Annotated in this window: 17 protein-coding genes; 8 read left to right on the forward strand and 9 right to left on the reverse strand. The window is 70.0% G+C overall.

Annotated elements, in window-relative coordinates; genetic code table 11:
• Both msrA and QZ271_RS00530 read right to left on the reverse strand, forming a co-directional pair.
• The coding region (msrA, locus tag QZ271_RS00525; RefSeq protein ID WP_291427973.1) for a peptide-methionine (S)-S-oxide reductase MsrA at positions 1-282 on the reverse strand (282 nt) is incomplete at its 3' end.
• Positions 283-376: 94 nt separating this feature from the next.
• Positions 377-1,129, reverse strand: coding sequence for a TSUP family transporter (locus QZ271_RS00530; protein WP_291427975.1), 753 nt, complete (start codon positions 1,127-1,129; stop codon positions 377-379).
• Between the two features lie 264 nt (positions 1,130-1,393).
• Between QZ271_RS00530 and QZ271_RS00535 the strand changes: the two genes are divergently transcribed.
• From QZ271_RS00535 to holA, 5 genes are all read left to right on the forward strand, one after another.
• The gene (locus QZ271_RS00535) at positions 1,394-2,506 is read left to right on the forward strand and encodes a prephenate dehydrogenase (protein ID WP_291427976.1); all 1,113 of its coding nucleotides are present in this window, start codon (positions 1,394-1,396) and stop codon (positions 2,504-2,506) included.
• Positions 2,507-2,617: 111 nt separating this feature from the next.
• The gene (locus tag QZ271_RS00540) at positions 2,618-3,778 is read left to right on the forward strand and encodes an acyltransferase (protein WP_291427978.1); all 1,161 of its coding nucleotides are present in this window, start codon (positions 2,618-2,620) and stop codon (positions 3,776-3,778) included.
• A gap of 49 nt (positions 3,779-3,827) precedes the next feature.
• Positions 3,828-4,793, forward strand: coding sequence for an alpha/beta hydrolase (locus QZ271_RS00545; protein WP_291427980.1), 966 nt, complete (start codon positions 3,828-3,830; stop codon positions 4,791-4,793).
• A 380-nt stretch (positions 4,794-5,173) separates the two neighbouring features.
• On the forward strand, positions 5,174-6,055 hold the full coding sequence (locus tag QZ271_RS00550) for a serine/threonine-protein kinase (RefSeq protein ID WP_291427982.1): 882 nt from the start codon (positions 5,174-5,176) through the stop codon (positions 6,053-6,055).
• Positions 6,052-6,954: a DNA polymerase III subunit delta gene (gene holA / locus QZ271_RS00555; protein WP_291427983.1), complete on the forward strand. Its 903-nt coding sequence runs from the start codon at positions 6,052-6,054 to the stop codon at positions 6,952-6,954. Before QZ271_RS00550 ends, holA begins: the two co-directional genes overlap by 4 nt.
• A 133-nt stretch (positions 6,955-7,087) precedes the next feature.
• Here the strand turns inward: holA and QZ271_RS00560 are convergent, their stop codons facing one another.
• The 4 genes from QZ271_RS00560 to argJ form a co-directional block, all read right to left on the reverse strand.
• Positions 7,088-7,840 carry a shikimate dehydrogenase gene (locus tag QZ271_RS00560; RefSeq protein WP_291427985.1) on the reverse strand — a complete coding sequence of 251 codons (753 nt, stop codon included), beginning with the start codon at positions 7,838-7,840 and terminating at the stop codon, positions 7,088-7,090.
• Between the two features lie 87 nt (positions 7,841-7,927).
• The gene (locus QZ271_RS00565; RefSeq protein WP_291427987.1) at positions 7,928-8,686 is read right to left on the reverse strand and encodes a tryptophan-rich sensory protein; all 759 of its coding nucleotides are present in this window, start codon (positions 8,684-8,686) and stop codon (positions 7,928-7,930) included.
• 248 nt (positions 8,687-8,934) lie between these two features.
• Complete coding sequence (locus tag QZ271_RS00570) at positions 8,935-9,693, reverse strand: hypothetical protein (RefSeq protein WP_291427989.1); 759 nt, start codon at positions 9,691-9,693, stop codon at positions 8,935-8,937.
• Between the two features lie 209 nt (positions 9,694-9,902).
• Positions 9,903-11,060, reverse strand: coding sequence for a bifunctional glutamate N-acetyltransferase/amino-acid acetyltransferase ArgJ (argJ, locus tag QZ271_RS00575; RefSeq protein ID WP_291427991.1), 1,158 nt, complete (start codon positions 11,058-11,060; stop codon positions 9,903-9,905).
• Between the two features lie 82 nt (positions 11,061-11,142).
• On the opposite strand from argJ, the gene QZ271_RS00580 reads away from it, so the two are divergent.
• Positions 11,143-12,756, forward strand: coding sequence for a GMC family oxidoreductase (locus QZ271_RS00580; RefSeq protein WP_291427992.1), 1,614 nt, complete (start codon positions 11,143-11,145; stop codon positions 12,754-12,756).
• 113 nt (positions 12,757-12,869) lie between these two features.
• Positions 12,870-13,397, forward strand: coding sequence for a hypothetical protein (locus tag QZ271_RS00585; RefSeq protein WP_291427994.1), 528 nt, complete (start codon positions 12,870-12,872; stop codon positions 13,395-13,397).
• A 117-nt stretch (positions 13,398-13,514) separates the two neighbouring features.
• Here QZ271_RS00585 and QZ271_RS00590 read toward each other — a convergent pair whose 3' ends face one another.
• Positions 13,515-15,359 (reverse strand): arginine--tRNA ligase, encoded by a 1,845-nt coding sequence (locus QZ271_RS00590; RefSeq protein ID WP_291427995.1) that lies wholly within the window; start codon positions 15,357-15,359, stop codon positions 13,515-13,517.
• A gap of 198 nt (positions 15,360-15,557) precedes the next feature.
• Positions 15,558-16,469 carry a transglutaminase family protein gene (locus QZ271_RS00595; RefSeq protein ID WP_291427996.1) on the reverse strand — a complete coding sequence of 304 codons (912 nt, stop codon included), beginning with the start codon at positions 16,467-16,469 and terminating at the stop codon, positions 15,558-15,560.
• A gap of 109 nt (positions 16,470-16,578) precedes the next feature.
• Here QZ271_RS00595 and QZ271_RS00600 point away from each other — a divergent pair, with 109 nt between their 5' ends.
• Positions 16,579-18,633, forward strand: coding sequence for a thioredoxin domain-containing protein (locus QZ271_RS00600; RefSeq protein WP_291427998.1), 2,055 nt, complete (start codon positions 16,579-16,581; stop codon positions 18,631-18,633).
• A gap of 21 nt (positions 18,634-18,654) precedes the next feature.
• Here the strand turns inward: QZ271_RS00600 and QZ271_RS00605 are convergent.
• The coding region (locus QZ271_RS00605; protein ID WP_291428000.1) for a hypothetical protein at positions 18,655-18,856 on the reverse strand (202 nt) is incomplete at its 5' end.

Genomic DNA, 18,856 nt, shown 5'->3' on the forward strand with positions numbered 1-18,856 from the left:
GTCTGCGCCCTGACGGTTCAGGCTGGTCGGGTCGTGCGTGGCGAAGAACAGGCCCAGCAGGTCCCTGAAGTCCACCTGCGCCGGGTCGAAGGTCACGCGGACCGCCTCGGCGTGCCCGGTGGTGCCGCTGCACACGCTGCGGTAGTCGGGGTTGGGGGTGTGGCCGCCGATGTAGCCGCTCTCGATGCTCTGCACGCCGCGCACGTCCCTGAGGACCGCCTCGGTGCACCAGAAGCACCCGCCGGCGAGGATGGCCTGCTGCATTCCACTGGGATGGGTCATGCTCGTATTCTGCCGCTCCGCACCGACTCACACCGGAAGCCCCGGCACGGTCACGGGTCAACACGCGGTCGCCGCGCCTCCCGGCCCGCGCCTGCTACCGGAACAGGAACAGGCGCGCGGCGACCAGCACGACGATCACGCCGTACATCCACTTCACGAAGGCGCTGCCGCGCAGCATCGCCATGCGGGCGCCCAGCGCGGCCCCCAGCGCGTTGGCGACGCCCATGGGCAGCCCGATCCACCAGACCATCTGCCCGCCGATCAGGAAAAACACGAACGCGCCCAGGTTCGTGGCGAAGTTGATGGTCCGGGCGTTCCCGCTGGCCCGCACCAGATTGAAGCCCGCCAGGGCGAACAGGAACATCAGGAACGTCCCGGTGCCCGGCCCGAGGAAACCGTCGTACACGCCGATGATCAGGGCGCCGGGCAACGTGAGCGCCAGCGTCCGGGCGCCGAGGCCGGGGTAACGGTCCTCCAGGCCGAACGACCTGTTCGCCAGGACGAGCGCGCCCACGCCCAGGATGACCACGCCGACCAGGGTGCGAAAGGCGTCCGGGTCCACGAACTGCACCAGGAACGCCCCCAGCGCGCTGCCGGTCAGGGCCAGCGGGATCAGTCGCAGCACCAGCGCCCGCTCCACGTGGCCCTTGCGCCAGTACTGCACGGTGGCGCTACCGGACCCGAAGATCGCCAGCAGTTTGTTCGTGGCGACCACCTGCGCCGGACTGAGGCCCATCAGGAACAGGGTCGGCAGGGTGATCGTGCCGCCGCCCCCCGCCACCGCGTCGATAAAGCCCGCCACGAAGGCGAGCGGCAGGCCGTACAGCAGCACTTCAGGTCCAGGCACCAGCGGAATCTAGCAGGGGGCGGGTCCAGGAGGCGGGCTCCGGTCGAAAGGGGTGCAGAAACCGTCAGCCCGGGCGGACTCGCAGAGCTGCGCCGCCCAGCGACTGGCAACGGAACAGACGGCCTTGTGTCTCGGCTGGGAGCCGTGCGCGCACCAGCCCTGCACGGTCCTCCCTCCTGTCCGCTCCGGTTCACCGCCCGCGTGCCCCGACGTGTTCAGACGCCCTGACCGGGCGGGTTGCGGGGGCGTGCTAGCCTCGCCGTCATGACGTTCGATCCATCCAGCACGCCTGATCCGCCTGTCCTGTTCGAGACGGCGGTGGTGGCGGGCGTGGGATTGATCGGCGGGAGCGTGGCGCTGGGGCTCCGGCAGCGGCTGCTGGCGCGGCGCGTGATCGGACTGGACGCCAGCGCCGAAGTGCTGCGCGAGGCGCTGGCGCTGGGCGTGGTTGACGAGATTCAGGCCGCCCCGGGCGAGTGGCTGCGCGCGGCAGACCTGGTGGTACTGGCCGCGCCGATGCGGGCGCTGGCCCCGCTGGCCCGTGACCTCGCGCCGTTCCTGAACCCGCAGGCGCTCGTGACGGACGTGGGCAGCGTGAAAGGCGGCATTGCCGCTGAGATGGAGCGGCTGGGCGTGCGGTCCTTCGTGGCGGGCCACCCGATGGCTGGCAGTGAGCGGGGCGGCGTGGCGCACGCGCGCGCGGCCCTGCTGGAGAACGCCGTGTGGGTGCTGACCCCCACCGATCACACGCCCCTGACCGCCCTGAGCCGCGCGCGCACGCTGGTCGAGGCGCTGGGCGGCGCGCCGGTCGTGATGCCGCCCGACGCGCACGACGCGCTCGTCGCGACCGTCAGTCACCTGCCGTACCTGGCGAGCCTGGCGCTGACGCACATGGTCGCCCGGGACGAGCGCCTGAGCCTGCTGGCCGCCGGGGGCTTCCGTGACCTGACGCGCGTGGCGAGCGGCGACCCCCGCATGAGCCGCGACATGGTCGTGGAGAACAAGGCGGCCCTACGCGAGGCCCTGGGCCGGTTCCGGCGGCAACTCCAGCGGCTCGAGGAGGACCTGGAAGAACCCGAGGAACTGCTGGCTGCCGCGCTGGAAGGCAAACGCACCCGCGACAGCCTGCCCATCGTCAAGCGCAGCCTGCTGCCGCAGCGGCACGATCTGGTCGTGGCCGTCCCGGACCGCCCGAACCAGCTGGGCGCGGTCACGCAGACGCTCGGCGCGCACAGCGTGAACATCAAGGATATCGAGGTCCTCGCCATCCGCGAGGACGGCGGCGCCGTTCGCCTGGGCCTGGAATCCCCCGAGGACGTGCAGCGGGCCGCTGGCATCCTGGCGGCCGCTGGCTTCGAGGTGCGCGGACGATCCTGACCGCCACGGTAACCAGCGCGCCGCGCGGTGGGTCGGCGGCCCTGTCCGTTCTTCAGGCAGTGTTCGTTTCTCAGCTTCGTTCGGGGACGGATGCGCTACGGTGGGACGTTCATGCCTGAGCCCGTCATCCCGCCTTCCCTTCCTCACGCTGCGTCTGAAGCTGCGCCGGTCGCGGCGATCCCGGCGGCGGACGGCGCGCGGGCCCCCGCAGCGAAAAGTGCTCCCTCCCTCACGAGTATCGACGTGTTCCGGGGCCTCACGATCACCGAGGTGGTCGTGCACCACGCGTCCGGCGTGGCGCTGCGGCACCTGACGCCCGGGTCGCAGATGCACGAACTGATCGCGCTGGTGAACCGGACGCTGCATTTCGCGGTGCCGGCCTTCGTGTTCCTGTCGGCCGTCGTGTTGACCCGCAGTCTCCTGAAACGCTTCGCGCCGGGCCAGTACTTCTGGCGGCGGCTGACGCGCGGCGCGTGGCCGTACCTGCTGTGGAGCGGGCTGTACATGCTGTGGTACGTGTGGACGGGGCAGCGGCCCGCCTCGACCCTGACCGACCCGGACAAGGTGACGCTGTACCTGCTGTACGGCAAGGCCAGTTACCACCTGTACTTCCTGCTGGTGGCACTCCAGGTGTACGTACTGATTCCGCTGCTGCTGCCGCTGGCGCGCCTGAAACCCAGCATCTCGCTGACCCTGGTAGTCGGCGCGGGTGTGCAACTGGGTGCGTACTTCCTGAACCGCAGCGAGCTACGGCTGCCGTTTCCGGCCAGCTCGGCGCTGTGGTACCTGTTGCCGGTCCTGGTAGGCATGGCGGTCGGGGCACGACTGGATGAGTTCCCGGCGTGGTGGCGGCGGCGGCGGGCCGTGATCCTGACCCTGCTGGTGGCGTCGTTCGCGTGGTACCTTCCGGCGGCCATGTCGTTCGTCCGCGGAACGCCCGTCGCGCCGCTGGAGTACAACGCGGCCGCGTGGGCGTTCACGACCCTGATGGCCGTGACCCTGCTGGGGCTGGCGCAGTGGCTTGAGGGCAGCCGCCTGCGTCTGCGCAGGGGCCTGGCCGTGCTGGGCAGCGTCAGCCTGCAGATCTACCTGCTGCACCCGGCGCTGCTCCAGTGGCTCGAAACGCGCTGGCCACCCGGCGGAACGGCGCTGAACGTGGCGCTGCTGTGCGGCGTGTACGCCCTGAGCGCGCTGCTGTTACCGGCGCTACTGGGCCGCCTGCTGCTGACGGCCCCCCTGAACCGCCTGAGTACCCTGCTGTTCGGCCGCTGAGCCCCGCACGTCAGACTCATGGCAGCGGAACGCGCTACAGTCACGCTCCGTGAAGGTCTCTGTCCTGTGCGTGTCCGTGCTTACCCTCGCCCTGAGCGGGCTGGCTGCGTCTGCGGCGGCCAGCGCGGCCGTTCAGGCTACCCCGCGCGGCAGCGCCCTGCTGGGCACCCTGCCGCCCACTCCCAACCGCCCGGTCGCTCCCACCACGCCGCCACGCACCACCACGGAAACCATGCCCGGGGCGTGGGCGCGGCCCGGCACGTGGGTGTCGGTGGGCGGGGCGCATTCCTCCTACCTGCAGGTGCCAGCCGGGTGCCCCGAACGGGCCTGCGCGCTGGTGGTGGTCTCGCACCCGCGCGCGCAGTCCGCCGAGCGGCTGCGGGACAGTCCACAGGCAGGCACGCTGGTGGCGGCGCTGCTCCGCGCCAACTACGCCGTGCTGCTGTCCGGTGACGGCGGCCCGGCCACCTGGGGCAGTCCCGGCGCCCTGAGTACCGTGGGCGTGGCGCACGCGACCGCCACGCGCCGCTTCCACTGGAGTGGGCGCACGTACGCGCTGGGCCTGAGCATGGGTGGGTTGATGGCGCTGCGCAGCGCCCTGCCCGGCGCGCCGTACCCGGTGTCCGGTGTGGCGCTGATTGACGCCTGGGCCGACCTGGAGCGCGCCTGGGGCTCTGACGTGACGCGCCGCGCAGAGATTGACGCGGCGTACCGGCTGGGAACGCGGCCGGGGCCTGACCTGAACCCGCTCGTGCAGGTGATGGCCGCGCCGCCCATGCCACTGTTCGTGGTGAACAGCCTGGACGACACGACTGTAAGAGCCACCCTGAACACCGACCGGCTGCTGGGCCGCGCGCAGCCGGGCGTCAGCGAGTTCATTCCGCTGAATGGGCCGCACCTGGGCGGGAACCGGTTCTCGACTGCCGTGGCGCGGCGACTGGTAGGGTTCTTCGACCGGGCAGCCGCGCTGCCACTGCCGGAAGCGGAAGCGCGGGCGGGTGGCGTGCGGCCCTAGAGCACCGGTCATACGGATTCCGATTGATTCGCTGCACTTCCGGATGAATCCGAGCGGATGCGAGGAGGAACAGCGTACGCCCCTTCACGGAATGGAGCCGCAGGCGGCGCTTTTCCGACTGTGGCGCAGTGGAGCGCAGTCCGTGTCATGGAGGCCGGCCGACAGGGTGGCAACACCTTCAACCCGAGCGGACAAGCCGAGTGGACTCGCAGAGCCGCGCCGCAGAGCGGATGGGCGACAGGCGGATTCCGGACCTGAAGTTGCCGCCTGCCGGTGCCCTGAGTGGTGAACGCAACCGACGTCAGTCCGCATCAGCCTGGACGGCAGCGGGAAGGGTGCGGGTGCAAGTGTGTCTCGCTCTGCTATTAAACCGGGTGAACGTGAAAGACTTAACGTTAGTGAGCTTCATGCAGGAATTCCAGATCACCCAACCGTTGACCAACCGGTCGCCGCTGGCCGAACAACCCGGCGTGTACAGCGAATCGGCCGAATGGAACGGCCAGCCTGTGTTCGTCAAGACCCTGGCTGCCGCCGACCCCGACTCGCAGGCCCGTTTCCTGCACGAGGGCCGCGTGGCCGCCAGTCTGCACCACCCGCTGGTCGTGTCGCCGCTGGCCATCACGCCCACGCAACTGATCTTTCCGTTCGTGACCGGCGGCACGCTGCGCGAACGCCTGGAACGCAGTCGCCTGGGTGAGGATGAAGCCACGGAGGTGGCCAGTAGCGTCCTGAGCGCTGTGGCGTACCTGCACGCCCGGGGCGTGACGCACCACGATCTGAAACCCGAGAACGTGATGCTTGCGCACGGCGAGGCCCGCTGGTACAACGTGCGGTTGATCGACTTCGGCATGAGTCATTCGCGGTCCCTGCCGCTGGACATTCACAGCGGCACCCGCATGGGCACCCCGCACTTCATGGCACCCGAGCAGTTCCTGGGCGTGCGCGGCGACCCGCGCAGCGACCTGTACTCGGTGGGCGTGCTGCTGTTCGACTGCCTGGCCGGGCACCCCCCCTACGAGGACGCGCTCGGCTGGCTGGCCGGCATCCGCGACCGCCGCGCCGAACTCCCCGGCCCGGAACCCCTGCATCCCCTGATGCGCTCGGCACTGTCGCGGGACCGCGCCCAGCGGCCCCTGAGTGCCGCCGAGATGCAGCGTCACCTGTGCTCGGCGCGCCTGGAACTGGGCCTGCCGCCCCTGCCGCTCCCCACGGCCCCCCCGGCGCTGGGCACGGACCACCCGGTCACGGACCTGCCAGCGTGAGCCTGATCGCGTTTACCGGCCATCCCTTCCTGGCGGACGAGACCCTGCGCGACACCCTGCGCGCGCGCGGCCTGAACGCCCGTGACCTGCCCAGACTGGCCGGGGACGACGTGACGCCCGAGACCCTCAGTCCCCATCTGAGTCCCGGTCTGTTCGGTGACGGTGGGGTGATCGTGGACCTCGCCGGGGTAAAGCCCGACAAGGCCCTGCTGGAACTGCTGGCCTCGGCAGCCGTCACGGTCGCCGTCCTCGACGAGAGTCCGCCCGCCACGCGCCTCAAGGTGTACGAGGCTCGCGGCGAGACCGTGCCCTCCCCCGCCCCGAGCCGACCTGGTGACGTAACCGGCTGGGTCGCGCAGCGCTGTAAGAAGGCCAGGTTGAACCTCGACCGGGACGCGGGCGCCTACCTTGCCGAGGTGTTCGGCTCTGATCTGGCGGGCATCGCCGGGGAACTGAACAAACTCGCTCTGCTGGACGGCCCGTTCACCCGCGAGACCGTGCAGCGCGTCGTGGGCCGCGAACCGCCGGGCGACAGCTTCGCCATGCTGGGCGCCGCCACCGCCGGCCGCCCCGGCGAGGCCGTCACGCAACTGCGCCGCCTGCTGGCGTCCGGCGAGGACCCCTTCAAGTTGATGGGCGCCGTCGTCTGGCAGTACAGTCTCGTGGCCCGCTGCGTCGCCCTGCAACAGCAGGACGCCCGCGTGACCGAAGCTGTCGCCGCGCAGAAACTCGGCGTGAAACCCTACCCCGCCAAGAAAGCCCTGGACGTTGCCCGACGCCTGAATGAAGCCAAGATCCGCACGCACCTGGAACGCATCCTGGCCGCCGACCTCGCCATGAAACGCGGCCTGGACGCCGGAGTGGCCCTGGAACGCCTGATCGTGCAACTGAGCGTCTGATACGGATTCCGCTTCATTCCACCACAGTCGGAAAAGCGCCGCCTGCGCCTCTATACCGCCCAATCCGTCTGCTATCCCAACTCGCGTCCGCTCGGATGGATTCAGAACTGCAGCGAATCAATCGGAATCCGTCTCAGCTGCTCAGGGCAGGCAGGACGGGTTCGAGTTCATCCGGGTGGAAGCGTTGGTCGGTGGCGTGGGCGAGTTGCCGGGCGAGGCGGCGCAGCGGCAGGCGGCTGAGGTCGATGCTGCTGGCGCCGCTGCGTTCTGCGTTGATGCGGCCGGTCAGGTCGATCAGGGTGTGGTACGGCTGAATCAGGCCGGTGGGGAGGGGACCGCCGGTCAGGACGATCAGGTCGGCGCGTTCCGCGAAGCCCTGGCAGGAGGGGTCGCGGCGGCTGAGCGGGAAGGCGCGCAGGCCGGCTGGCAGGTCACGCACGGCGCGTTCGGCTTCCGGGAGGCTCTCGGCGGCGACGCCGATGGCGGTAAAGCCCAGCCGGGCCAGCGGGAGGGCCAGGGCGAGGTCGTGGGCGTCTGTGCCGACGAGCAGGGCGGCCGCGCCGCGCGTGGCGTACCCGCTGGCTTCCAGGGTGTCGGTCAGGGCGTCGCTGAGGGCGAAGGTACCATGCGGTTCGCCCGCGAACGAGATGGCGTCCACGCGGCCCACGCGGCGGGCGGTGGTGTCGGGCGTGACGGCGTCCAGCAGGTGGATCTGCTGGCTGTCGTGCACCAGCGCGCCTGTGAAGTGCAGGGCGCGGCAGGCGTCCATGACGGCGCGGGTGTCGTCTGTGGGGATGTTCACGGCAATCAGGCCCAGATCACGCAGGGCGCGGGCCGCTGGGGCTGGGTAGCCGATCAGGGCGAGGGGCGTGTCGGACGCAGGCATTGGCCCGCAGTCTAACGGCTGCGGGCCTCGGGGGTGAGTGGGCGATGAAGCGGCCGTCATCTGATAGCAACGGTCTCCTATCAAGCGTCAGGCTGAGAGGGGCCTGGCGGGACGGCGAAGGCTCAGCAGGGCTGCGAGGACGACGATCACGGCGCCCACCAACACGCCCGTGACGACAGTGGAGAGGTCCGGCCGGGCAGCGTACACGCCGTAGAAAGCCCACAGCAGGACGGCCGCAAAGGCGTAATCGTGAAAGCGCCCGAGGAAGAACACGCCGATCACGGCGGCAATCACGACCAGCAGGGCGCTCCAGACGGGGGCGCTGATACCCAGCGCGCCGCCCGTGACCCCCGCACTGACGAGGAACGCCGTGATGTTGGCGATGGTGGCGACACTGATCCACCCGAGGTAAAGGCTGACTGGCAGTTGCAGGGTCCAGTGTTCCGCTCGCTGGGGGGGCAGTGCGCGCACCGTCAGGTACAGCCACACGAGACTGCCCAGCAGGGCCAGCATCACCGGAACGCTTAGCGCGAGGTTCAGGCTCTGGAAGGCCAGCAACCATGCGCTGTTCAGCAGGTTGCTCAGCAGGAACGGCCAGAACAGCCGGTCGTACCGCGTGCCCCGCTGGGCGGGCAGGGCCTGGTACACCGCGAAGATCACCAATCCCAGGAAGATGGGGCCCCAGACCGCGAACGTCAGACCTGCTGGCGTGAAGGCGTTTGGGAGGGCGTCACTGACCATCTTGTTTGAACGACCGAACAGAGGCAGTGCATTACTGAGGTAGTTCATGGTGAGGGTCAGAAGGGTGGCGAGCACCAGTGTGACCTGCCGGGCGAGTCCTGTCATACACCCAGCCTAGAAGCAGGGAGCCGGGCGGGGTGTCAGATCACAGACTGTTCCGTGAACCCCGACCCCCCGCATGAAGGTCAGGTCAACGCAGGTCGGACGGCCGCCGTCAATTTCAGGAAAAACCCGTCACGGTACTGGATTGCCAACTCCACAGTATTCCGTTTATCTCCTGCTGGCCGTGCGGCAACTCTGTCCGGGTGAGTTGGGGATGCAAGGTCGTGCGGCCCTCCGAACCGGGGTCTGTGTCAGGGTCGGCTGCCTGCCCGCCGGGCGGCGACCGTCAGGAGTGCGGCGGCCAGCGGCACCAGCCCCCGCGTGCGGCGCGTCAGCAGGCCAGCGCCCAGGGTAAGGGCGGCTGCGTGCCGCGCCAGTTGTAATTCGGCGGCGCGCACGGGCCGGGAGGCGCGGTCGCAGGGACTCGTGACCGCTTCGGGGGCGCTCAGGGTACGGGCCAGGGGCAGGACGGACGCAGCCAGGAGCGCCGACCCCCACGAGAATCCGGCGCGGCGAGCCAGTGTGGGCATCAAGGCTCCGGCGGCCGGGATGGGACTGCGCGCCACCGGCGTGAGCAGCGGCGCGGCCCCCACCAGCAGCGCCGCTGCCCGCTCACCCGACACTGCGGCCAGCAGGGATTGCAGCAGACCGGCGTGATCGGTGCGGGTGGCAGGCTCGCCGGTCGTGCCCGCGATCAGGCGCACGCCGCTCAGGACCGCCAGTCCCGCCAGGGGGTTGCCCGCGCCGCCCAGCAGGGCCACGGCCGCCGCGACCGGCAGCGCCCCATTGGCCGTCACCGGGTGGTCCGGGTCCAATTCCCGCGCGGTGGCCCATGCCAGGAATGCCGCGCCCGCCACGCCCGCCGCCTGCGCCCAGGGCCGCCCGAACGCGGCAGCCACCAGCCCCGCCCCGACACTCCCGGCCGCCGCGACCCGATTCGATGGGTACGAGAAGTCCAGCGGACGCGCCAGCGCCGAGCCGCGAGCGAGGGAAGCATCGGAACTTGACATGCAATACGGATTCCGTTTGTTTCGTTGACAACCCGGGAGGGCACCGGGTTGCCAACTCCACGTCCGGAACCCGCTTTTCTCCTACTCGCTCCGCTCGGATTGAATGGTCTTTACAGCCCATTCAATCGGAGTCCGTATAAGCACCCTACGCCGCGCGCAGTGCACGGCCGCGTGACCAGCAAGGAACCGTGAACGGGCTTGCCTGGCGTTCAGGTGGTGTAGTCGGCGTTGATGCTGACGTACTCGGCGCTCAGGTCGCAGCCCCAGGCCTCACCGCTGGCGTCGCCGACCCCGAGGTTCACGGTGAAGATCACCTCGTCGGCTTTCATGCTGGCGCTGACCTGCGCGTCGTCGTACGGCAGCGGTCTGCCGCCGAACACGGGGTGGCCCTGCACGCTGACGGTCAGGCGTTCGGTGTCCACCCGTGCGCCGCTGCGGCCCACCGCCATGATCACGCGGCCCCAGTTGGGATCGTTGCCGTGCACGGCGCTTTTCAGCAGGGGGCTGACGCAGCAGGTGCGGGCGGCGGCCAGCGCTTCGGCCTCGCTGGCAGCGCCACTGACCTGCACGGTCAGGAGCTTGGTAGCGCCCTCGCCGTCGGCGGCGATCTGGCGGGCCAGGTCCCGCATGACGCCTTCCAGGGCGATCAGGAATTCGCTCAGGTCGGCGGGCCCCGCCTGTCCGTTGCACAGGACGACGGCCATGTCGTTGGTACTGGTGTCCCCGTCAACGGTGACGGCGTTGAAGGTACGGTTCACGATGGCGGGGAACGCCGCACGCAGCGCCGTCTGGTCGATGGCGGCGTCGGTGAAGGCGAAGGCGAACATGGTGGCCATGTCCGGGTGGATCATGCCGCTGCCCTTGGCGGTGCCGACGATGCGCGCGCCGCTGCTCAGGGTGACGCTGGCGGTCTTGGGGTGCGTGTCGGTGGTCATGATCGCGGCGGCGAAGGGGTCGGCGGCGCTGCCGAGTTCGTCCGGCAGGTGCTCGATGCCGCTCAGGACCCTGTCCATGGGCAGCAGGTGACCGATGATGCCGGTGCTGGCGGTCAGGACCGCTGCCGGGTCCACGTTCAGGACGCTGCCCAGCGCGTCGGCCATGTCGGCGTTGTCGTTGGCGCCGCGACGGCCGGTGGCAGCGTTCGCGTTCCCGGCGTTGACCAGCAGGGCACGCACGGGTGTGCCCTGCGCGTACAGGTCGCGGTTACGGGTGACGCAGGCGGCGGCGGTGGTGCTGCGCGTGCCCGCAAAGGCCCAGGTGCAGTCATGGGCGCTGGTCACGCCGCTCAGATCGGCCTTGCCGCTGGGTTTGATACCGGCCGCCATGGCGGCGGCGCTAAAGCCGGTGGGGAACGTCAGGCCACTCATGCCGGGAGTGTAGCGGGCGGCGGCCCCTGCGGGTCGAGGGTGAGTCTACACCCGGTGCCCATTGGGTTTATACTCGGTGCAAATGAAACTGAATACCCTGGATACGCGCGGGCGCGTGGATGTCGTGATTGTTGGGGCCGGGTCGGGCGGGTGCGTCGCGGCGCGGCGGCTGCTGGACGCCGGACTGCGGGTCCTGCTGCTGGAGGCGGGCGGGCCGGACTCCAGCCCCCTGATCCGGGCGCCCGGCGCGTTCCCGAGACTGTTCCGCAGCGCCGTGGACTGGAACCTGACCACCACCCCGCAGGCACACGCCGGGGGCCGGGCGTTCTACTGGCCGCGCGGGAAGGTGCTGGGCGGCAGTAGCGCCATCAACGCGACCATCTGGATTCGTGGTTCCAGGCGCGATTTCGACGGGTGGGGCGAAGGCTGGACCTGGAGGGACGTGCTACCGGAATTCCAGGCGCAGGAGGCCTTTCAGGGCGAGCCGTCAGAGGCGCGCGGCACGGACGGCCCGATGCCGGCGGGCGCGCGGGCCGGTTCGCACGCGCTGAGCGAGGCGTTCGTGCGGGCGGCGGCGCTGGGCCTGGGCATCCCGGTCGCCCAGACCTTCAACGACGGGGTGCTGGAGGGCGCAGCCCTGCTGGAAAGCAACCACCGGCGCGGCGAGCGCTACAGCGCGTTCCGGGCCTTCCTGCGGCCTGTCCTGAACCACCCGAACCTGACGGTACTGACCGGCGCGCACGTCCTGCGGGTTCTGTGGTCGGGGCGCGGGGGCACGCTGCGCGCCGCGGGCGTGCGGCTGCGCTGGCAGGGGCGCACGCTGGACGCCCCGGCAGGCGCGGTGATGCTCGCGGCGGGCGCGGTGCAGACGCCTCAGCTGCTGATGCTTTCGGGCGTCGGGCCACGCGCCGAACTGGACCGGCACGGCATCGAGACGCGCGTTAACCTGCCCGGCGTGGGCGGCGGCCTTCAGGATCACCTGGCAGTGCCGGTCATCACCCGCTCGCGCCTCACGTCACTGGACCGCGTGCCGCAGGCCGAGGCGCTGTCCCGCTACCTCTGGAACCGCAGCGGCCCGCTCAGCAGCAACGTGGCCGAGGCGAGTGCCTTCTCGCACGCCCGGCCCGGCCTGGACCCCCGCACGGACGACCCGGACATCCAGTTTCATTTCGGCCCGGCGTACTTCCGCAATCACGGGGACACCACCGAGCCCGGCAATCACTTCTCGGTCGGGCCGGTGCTCGTGGACACGCACAGTCGCGGGCGTATCACACTGGCGTCCGCCGATCCGCACGCCGCGCCCCACATCGACCCGGCGTACCTGTCGGACGAGCGGGACATGCAGAGCCTGATCGCGGGGGTGCGCCAGGCGCGGGAGGTGGCGGGCGCCTCTCCCCTGTCGGGCCTGCGCGGCGCAGAAGTCGTGCCTGGCGAGGGCGTGCGGACCGACGCGGGCCTGCGCCGCCACGTGCAGCAGGAATGCGCCACGTTGTACCACCCGGTCGGGACGGCCGCGCTGGGCGACGGTGACGAGGCAGTGGTCAGCCGGACGCTGACCGTGCACGGCACGCAGGGCCTATGGGTCGGGGACGCGAGCGTCATGCCGCGCATCATTCACGCGAACACCAACTCCACGAGCATGATGATCGGCGGCCGCGCCGCCGGGTTCGTGCTGCGTGGCCTGCAACAGGCATGACCGCTGCCCGGCCTACGCCGCCCCCTGCCAGGGGGCGCGCAGGTCACGCGCCCGCACGATCCTCACGTTGGGTTCATGAGGTCCGGCAGGCGACCGCGTAGGGTGACAACGACATGAAGCCCCGCTCCCTGCCCCTGACGCTCGCCGCCGGTCTCCTCCTGACCGGCGCCGCAGCCGCCGTCCCCGTGAAGCTTGGCACCGTCCCCGTGACCGTCGAACCCAACGCGAAACTGCTGACCCTCAGCGACGCCGGAATCCGCAGCGCCTTCCCCGGCGCCGCCGGCCGCCCCGACGCCGTGTTCATGACCGAGGACCGCAAGGTCAGCGTCGCGTTCGAATGGCGCGCCAGCAAACTCGCCGCGAACGAGGTCTCCAAACTCGTCGAGCAGTTCCCCAGCGTCATCCGCGCGCAGGTGCCGAACGTCAAGACCCTCAAGGCGAACCTCGTCACGCTCGGCGGCTCCCCCTGGGCGCAGTTCGTGTTCACCACCCCCAGCCAGGGCGACGAACTGCGCCGCGAACTGATGGTCACCAGCGTCGGCGGCCGCATGCTGGTCATGACCATCGCCGGGAACCTCAAGGACTACAGCCGCAACGAGGCGGTCGTGCGCAACTTCGCCAACAGCGTCCGCGTCAACTAACCCGGGCGTGACAGCAGATGGGCGGCCCCGCGCAGAACCGGGGCCGCCCACCTTTTTGCTCCGCCTCGCATTCGCTCAGATGGCTTCGGAACTGCACCGAATCACCCGCGGTCCGTCTCACATCGCGGCGGGAATCTCGATGCCGATCAGGGCCAGGGTTTCCTCGAAGGCCACGCGCAGGCGGCCTACCAGCGCGAGGCGGGCTTCACGCAGGCCCTCGGGGCTGGCCAGGACGTTCGTGGCGGGTTTGCCCTGCCGGTCCTTGGCGTTGTACCAGGCGTTGAAGGCGGTGGCGAGGTCCAGCGCGTACTGCGCGACCAGGTGGGGGCTGTGGGCGCGCACACTCTGCGCGACGACTTCCGGGAGTTTGGCGACGGTCTTGGCGAGGGCAAGGTCAATGTCGGGCAGGGCGTCCCAGGCGGCGCCGGTGCCGTCGGTGGCGTACCCGGCCTCGGCGCCCCTGCGGATGATGTTCGCGGCGCGCACGGCGGCGTACTGCACGTAGGGGGCGGTGTCGCCGTTCAGGGCGAGGGCCTGCTCCCAGCGGAAGTCGATCTTGCGGGTGGGTTCGGCCTTGAGCATGGCGAATCGGATGGCGCCGGTGCCGATGCGGCGGGCGATCTCGGCGGCGTCATCGCGGGCGGCGAGGGCCGGGTTGAGTTCCGCGAGGGCCGCCAGGGCGCGGGTCTGCGCCTCGTCCATGGCGGCGTCGGCGCTGACGGTCACGCCCTTACGGCCGCTGATGGTCTGCCCTTCGAGGGTCACGAAGGCGTACGACAGGTGAATGGAGCGGGCTTCTTTCTCGGGTTCGCCCGCCACGCCCAGGGACGCCTTGACGATCTTCTGCGGGTGCTCCTGGCGGGAGTCGATCACGTTGATGACCTCCTGCGCGTGCCCGAAGCGACCTTCGGTGTCGGGCTGGCCGTCGGGGGCGCTGGTCCAGATGGTGTTGCCCTCGGGGTCGGTGGTGAACGGCTTGAATTTCATGCCTTCGAACAGGCCGAACTTCCAGAACTGGTACCCCACGTCCTTGGCGACGTACATGGCGGTGCCGTCCGTGCGGCGCAGCACCACGTTCGATTCCTCCAGGTTGGGCATGAACGCAGAGACGTCCATCACGAACGCCCCGGCGAACTTGCCCTCGGTGGGGTGGCTGGTGAACGGGCTGCCTTCAAGGATGTTCAGGCCGTGCCCGAGGAAACCGCTGCCGACCACGTCGGACTCCCAGGCGAGCAGGTCGTAACGGGCACCCAGGCGAAAGCAGGTCTGAAGGTGCGCGTGCACGATCTTCTCGACCTCGCTGCGCAGCTCACCGGCTTCCAGGCGGTGCATGATGGCCGTGATTCCGCTTTCCAGGTCGGCCTTGGCGGGGTCGGCATTCAGGCGCACGTAGCCTTCGCCCATCCAGTGATCGTACTTCTGAATGCCGTCCCAGGTCAGGCCGTAGTGCGCGGCGGCGAACAGGCTCTCGGCCGCCTGACGCCCGGTGTCGTCGATGTAATTCTGGACCTCGACCGTGTGCCCGGCCGCGCGGAAGATGCGGGCCATGGAGTCGCCCAGGACCACGTTGCGCAGGTGCCCCACGTGCAGTTCCTTGTTCGGGTTGACGCTGGTGTGCTCGATCACGACCTTGCCGCCCAGAGCCTGCTGATCCTGGGCGGGCATGAAGGAGGGCTGCTCGACCACGCCGCGCACGAACGCGGCCACGTCCACAAAGAAGTTCAGGAACGGCCCGGCGGCCTCCACGCGCCTGATGCCCCGGGGCAGCACGACCGCCTGCGCCAGTTGCTGCGCGACCTGCGCGGGGTTGCCGCCGATCACCTTGGCGATCTGGAACGCAGCGGGCGTGCCGTAATCGCCGGGTTTGGTGGCCGGGGTTTCCTGAATCGCCACGTCGAGCGGCACGCCAAGCCCGGCCGCGGCCGTCTCGACCGCCTGTTTGAGTTGAGCCTTGAGGTCCATAACCTGGGAGTTTACCAGTGGGCGGCCCCTGTGCAGGTCCGCCCGGGCCGCTCCTGCCCCGTGTCATACGGATTCCGTTTGTTTCGTTGACAACCCGGAACATCACCGGGTTGTCAACTCCACGCCCGGAACCCGCTCCGCTCCTACTCGCTCCGCTCGGATTGAATCGCTTTATAAGCCATTCAATCGGAGTCCGCATCAGAACACGCGCGGGTTGGGCGGGTCGCTCAGGGTCATGCCGTCCGGGGCTTCGTCGGCCCAGACGGTCATGCTGGTCAGGCGGGCGTTTCCGAAGGTGGTGGTGAAGGCCACGTCCGAGGCGTCCCGGCCCTGCGCGATGAGAATACGCCCGGCGCGGGGACGGTTGTGGCGGGCGTCGAAGGTGCGCCACTGTCCGTCGATGAACGCCTCGAACCACGCGTGGAAGTCCATGGGGACCGGGTCGGGTTCGATGTCGATATCCGGCAGGTACCCGCAGACGTAGCGGGCGGGGATGTTCAGGGCGCGGCAATACGCGACGCCCATGTGTGCGAAGTCCCGGCACACGGCGCGGCCACTGTCGAGCGCCTGGCTGGCGGTGGTGCTGCTGGTACTGCCGGAGCCGTACTGGCAACTGGCGTACAGAAAGTCGCTGATGGCCTGCACGGTGGCCCACCCGCCCTGAACGTTCCCGAAGCGGGTCCAGGCGTCGTTACTGATCAGGTCGCTGTCCACGTAGCGGCTGGGCAGCAGGTACGCGAGGGTCTCGTCCGGCAGGGCTTCCACGGGGGTTTTGGGCAGCTCTGGCAGGATAGGGTCGGGGTCGCGGGTGATCTCGGCGATCAGGTCATGCCCCAGCGTGAACGTCCCGGCGGGAGCCAGGGTGCGCCAGATGGTATTGCCGTGCTGATCCGTGAAGGTCTGAATGCCCTGCGCCTGGCCCAGCGCCTGCTGCTCCACGATGCGCTGGCGGGTGCCGGTGGGGTACAGGCGGTCGGCCGGTTGCACGACGAACAGCATGGGCGTGGGAAACGGCACGTCGAACGTCAGGCGGAAGCCCGCGCGAACCCGGACAGGATTCAGGAACTCGGGCTGTGATTCCGGGGGGGTCGCGCGTGTGGGCTCGGGCATGCGCTCCAGTGTGGGGCCTGCGCGGGCGGGCGTGGGTGTGAGGGTCATACGAGCTGACGTTCATGTTGCCCGGTGGGTGGGCGCGGGCCCATGCTCTAGGGTGGGGCGTATGAACCGACTGGCCCAGGAAAGCAGCCCGTACCTCGCGCAGCACGCCGCCAACCCGGTGGACTGGTGGCCGTGGGGCCCGGAGGCGTTCGCGGAGGCCTCACGGCGCGGCGTGCCGGTGCTGCTGTCCGTGGGGTACTCCACGTGCCACTGGTGCCACGTCATGGCGCACGAGAGTTTCGAGGATGAGGCGACGGCGGCGTTCATGAACCGGCACTTTGTGAACGTGAAGGTGGACCGCGAGGAGCGCCCGGACGTGGACGCGGTGTACATGGCGGCCACGCAGGCCATGACCGGGCAGGGCGGCTGGCCCATGACGGTGTTCCTGACGGACGCGGGCGAACCGTTCTACGCCGGCACATACTTCCCGCCGCAGGACGGGCACGGCCTGCCGAGTTTCATGAGGGTCATGGGCAGCGTGGAGCGTGCGTGGCGCGAGGAGCGCAGCACCTTGCTGGGGAACGCGCAGGCGCTGACGGCGCACGTGCGCGAGGCCGCCCAGCCCCGCCCGTCTGAGGGGTCGTTCGGGCTGGAACTGCTGGAACGCGGCGTGGACAACCTGCGGCGCACGTTCGACGCGGACCGTGGGGGCTTCGGCGGGGCACCGAAGTTCCCGGCGCCCACCACCCTGGATTTCCTGCTGACCCGCCCGGACGGGCAGCACATGGCCCTGCACACGCTGCGGCGCATGCTGGCGGGTGGCCTGCACGATCAGCTGGGCGGCGGCTTTCACCGCTACAGCGTGGATGACGCGTGGCAGGTGCCGCACTTCGAGAAGATGCTGTACGACAACGCGCAGCTCACGCGGACCCTGCTGCGGGCGTATCAGGTCAGCGGTGACGGGCTGTTCGCGCAGGCGGCGCGGGGCACGCTGGAGTACCTGCGCCGCGAAATGCTCTCCCCGGACGGGGGTTTCTACAGCGCGCAGGACGCCGACACGCACACCGAGCGCGGCGGCGTGGAGGGCCTGACGTTCACCTGGACGCCCGCCGAGGTGCAGGCGGCGCTCGGGCCGGGCCACGAGGAGGACGCGGCGCTGCTCGCGCGGCACCTGGGCATCACGGACCCCGGTAACTTCGAGGACCCGCACCAGCGCTCGTACGGGCGGCGCAGCGTGCCGTTCGTGGCCGCCCCCGTACCGGGTCTGGCGGCCGAGCTGGGGCAGCCGGAAGCGGACGTACAGGCCCGCCTGGACGCCCTGAAGGCGCGCCTGCTGGCGGCGCGCCAGGCGCGGACGCAGCCCGGGACGGACGACAAGGTGCTGACCTCCTGGAACGGGCTGGCGCTGGCGGCCTTCGCGGACGGGGCGCGCATCCTGCGGGAACCGGAATACCTGCACATTGCGCGGCGTAACGCCGACTTCGTGCGCACGCACCTGCGACTGCCGGACGGCACGCTCCGGCACTCCTGGAGCGGCACGCAGGCCCGCACCGAGGGACTGATGGAGGATCACGCGCTGTACGCGCTGGGCCTCGTGGCGCTGTTCCAGGCGGGCGGCGACCCCGCCGACCTGCACTGGGCGCGCGAGTTGTGGCAGGTCACGCAGCGGGACTTCTGGAGCGACGAGGCGGGCGTGTTCATGGCGTCCGGCGGCCGCGCCGAGACCCTGCTGACCCGGCAGGCGCAGGGCTTTGACAGCGCCGTGATCAGCGACAACGCCGCCGGGGCGCTGCTGGCCCTGTGGATGGACCGCTACTTCGCCCTGCCAGGAGCCGAGGACACCGCCCGGCGCACCGTGCAGAGCTTCCGTCACGACATGCTGGCCGCCGCCGGGGGGTTCGGGGGACTGTGGCAGGCCGCCGCGTTCCTGCACGCCCCGCACACCGAGGTCGCCATCATCGGCACGCCCGGGGAACGCGCGCCGCTGGAGGCAGTCGCGGCCCGTCACGCGCTCCCGTTCACGGCACTGGCCTTCACGGAGGCGGGCGGCGACCTCCCCGTGCTGGAGGCCCGCCCCGGCGGCGGGCTGGGCTTCGTGTGCGTGAACCGCACCTGCGCCCTGCCCACCCGCGACGAGGCGGCGTTCGGCGCACAACTGGCCCGCCTGAACAACTAATACGGACTCCGATTGAATGGGTTACAAAACCCGTTCAATCCGAGCGGAGCGAGTAGGAGCAAAACGGGTTCCGGACGTGGAGCTGGCAACCCGGTGATGTTCCGGGTTGTCGGCGAAACAATCGGAGTCCGTATAAGTACGTTGAAGGTAACTGCTCAGCACGATAAACACGGCAAAAAACGCTTGTTCCCGTTTTGTATGAGCATAATATTTACTGCAAATC

The organism is Deinococcus sp., from assembly GCF_018260555.1.
Taxonomy (GTDB): Bacteria; Deinococcota; Deinococci; order Deinococcales; family Deinococcaceae; genus Deinococcus.

Coding starts and splice junctions, on each gene's coding strand:
- argJ (WP_291427991.1), bottom strand. CDS start 11,060: ATGAGTGGCCTGACGTTCCCCACCGGCTTTAGCGCCGCCGCCATGGCG.
- QZ271_RS00590 (WP_291427995.1), bottom strand. CDS start 15,359: ATGGACCTCAAGGCTCAACTCAAACAGGCGGTCGAGACGGCCGCGGCC.
- QZ271_RS00570 (WP_291427989.1), bottom strand. CDS start 9,693: ATGTCAAGTTCCGATGCTTCCCTCGCTCGCGGCTCGGCGCTGGCGCGT.
- QZ271_RS00600 (WP_291427998.1), top strand. CDS start 16,579: ATGAACCGACTGGCCCAGGAAAGCAGCCCGTACCTCGCGCAGCACGCC.
- QZ271_RS00565 (WP_291427987.1), bottom strand. CDS start 8,686: ATGACAGGACTCGCCCGGCAGGTCACACTGGTGCTCGCCACCCTTCTG.
- QZ271_RS00580 (WP_291427992.1), top strand. CDS start 11,143: ATGAAACTGAATACCCTGGATACGCGCGGGCGCGTGGATGTCGTGATT.
- QZ271_RS00535 (WP_291427976.1), top strand. CDS start 1,394: ATGACGTTCGATCCATCCAGCACGCCTGATCCGCCTGTCCTGTTCGAG.
- QZ271_RS00560 (WP_291427985.1), bottom strand. CDS start 7,840: ATGCCTGCGTCCGACACGCCCCTCGCCCTGATCGGCTACCCAGCCCCA.
- QZ271_RS00540 (WP_291427978.1), top strand. CDS start 2,618: ATGCCTGAGCCCGTCATCCCGCCTTCCCTTCCTCACGCTGCGTCTGAA.
- QZ271_RS00595 (WP_291427996.1), bottom strand. CDS start 16,469: ATGCCCGAGCCCACACGCGCGACCCCCCCGGAATCACAGCCCGAGTTC.
- QZ271_RS00585 (WP_291427994.1), top strand. CDS start 12,870: ATGAAGCCCCGCTCCCTGCCCCTGACGCTCGCCGCCGGTCTCCTCCTG.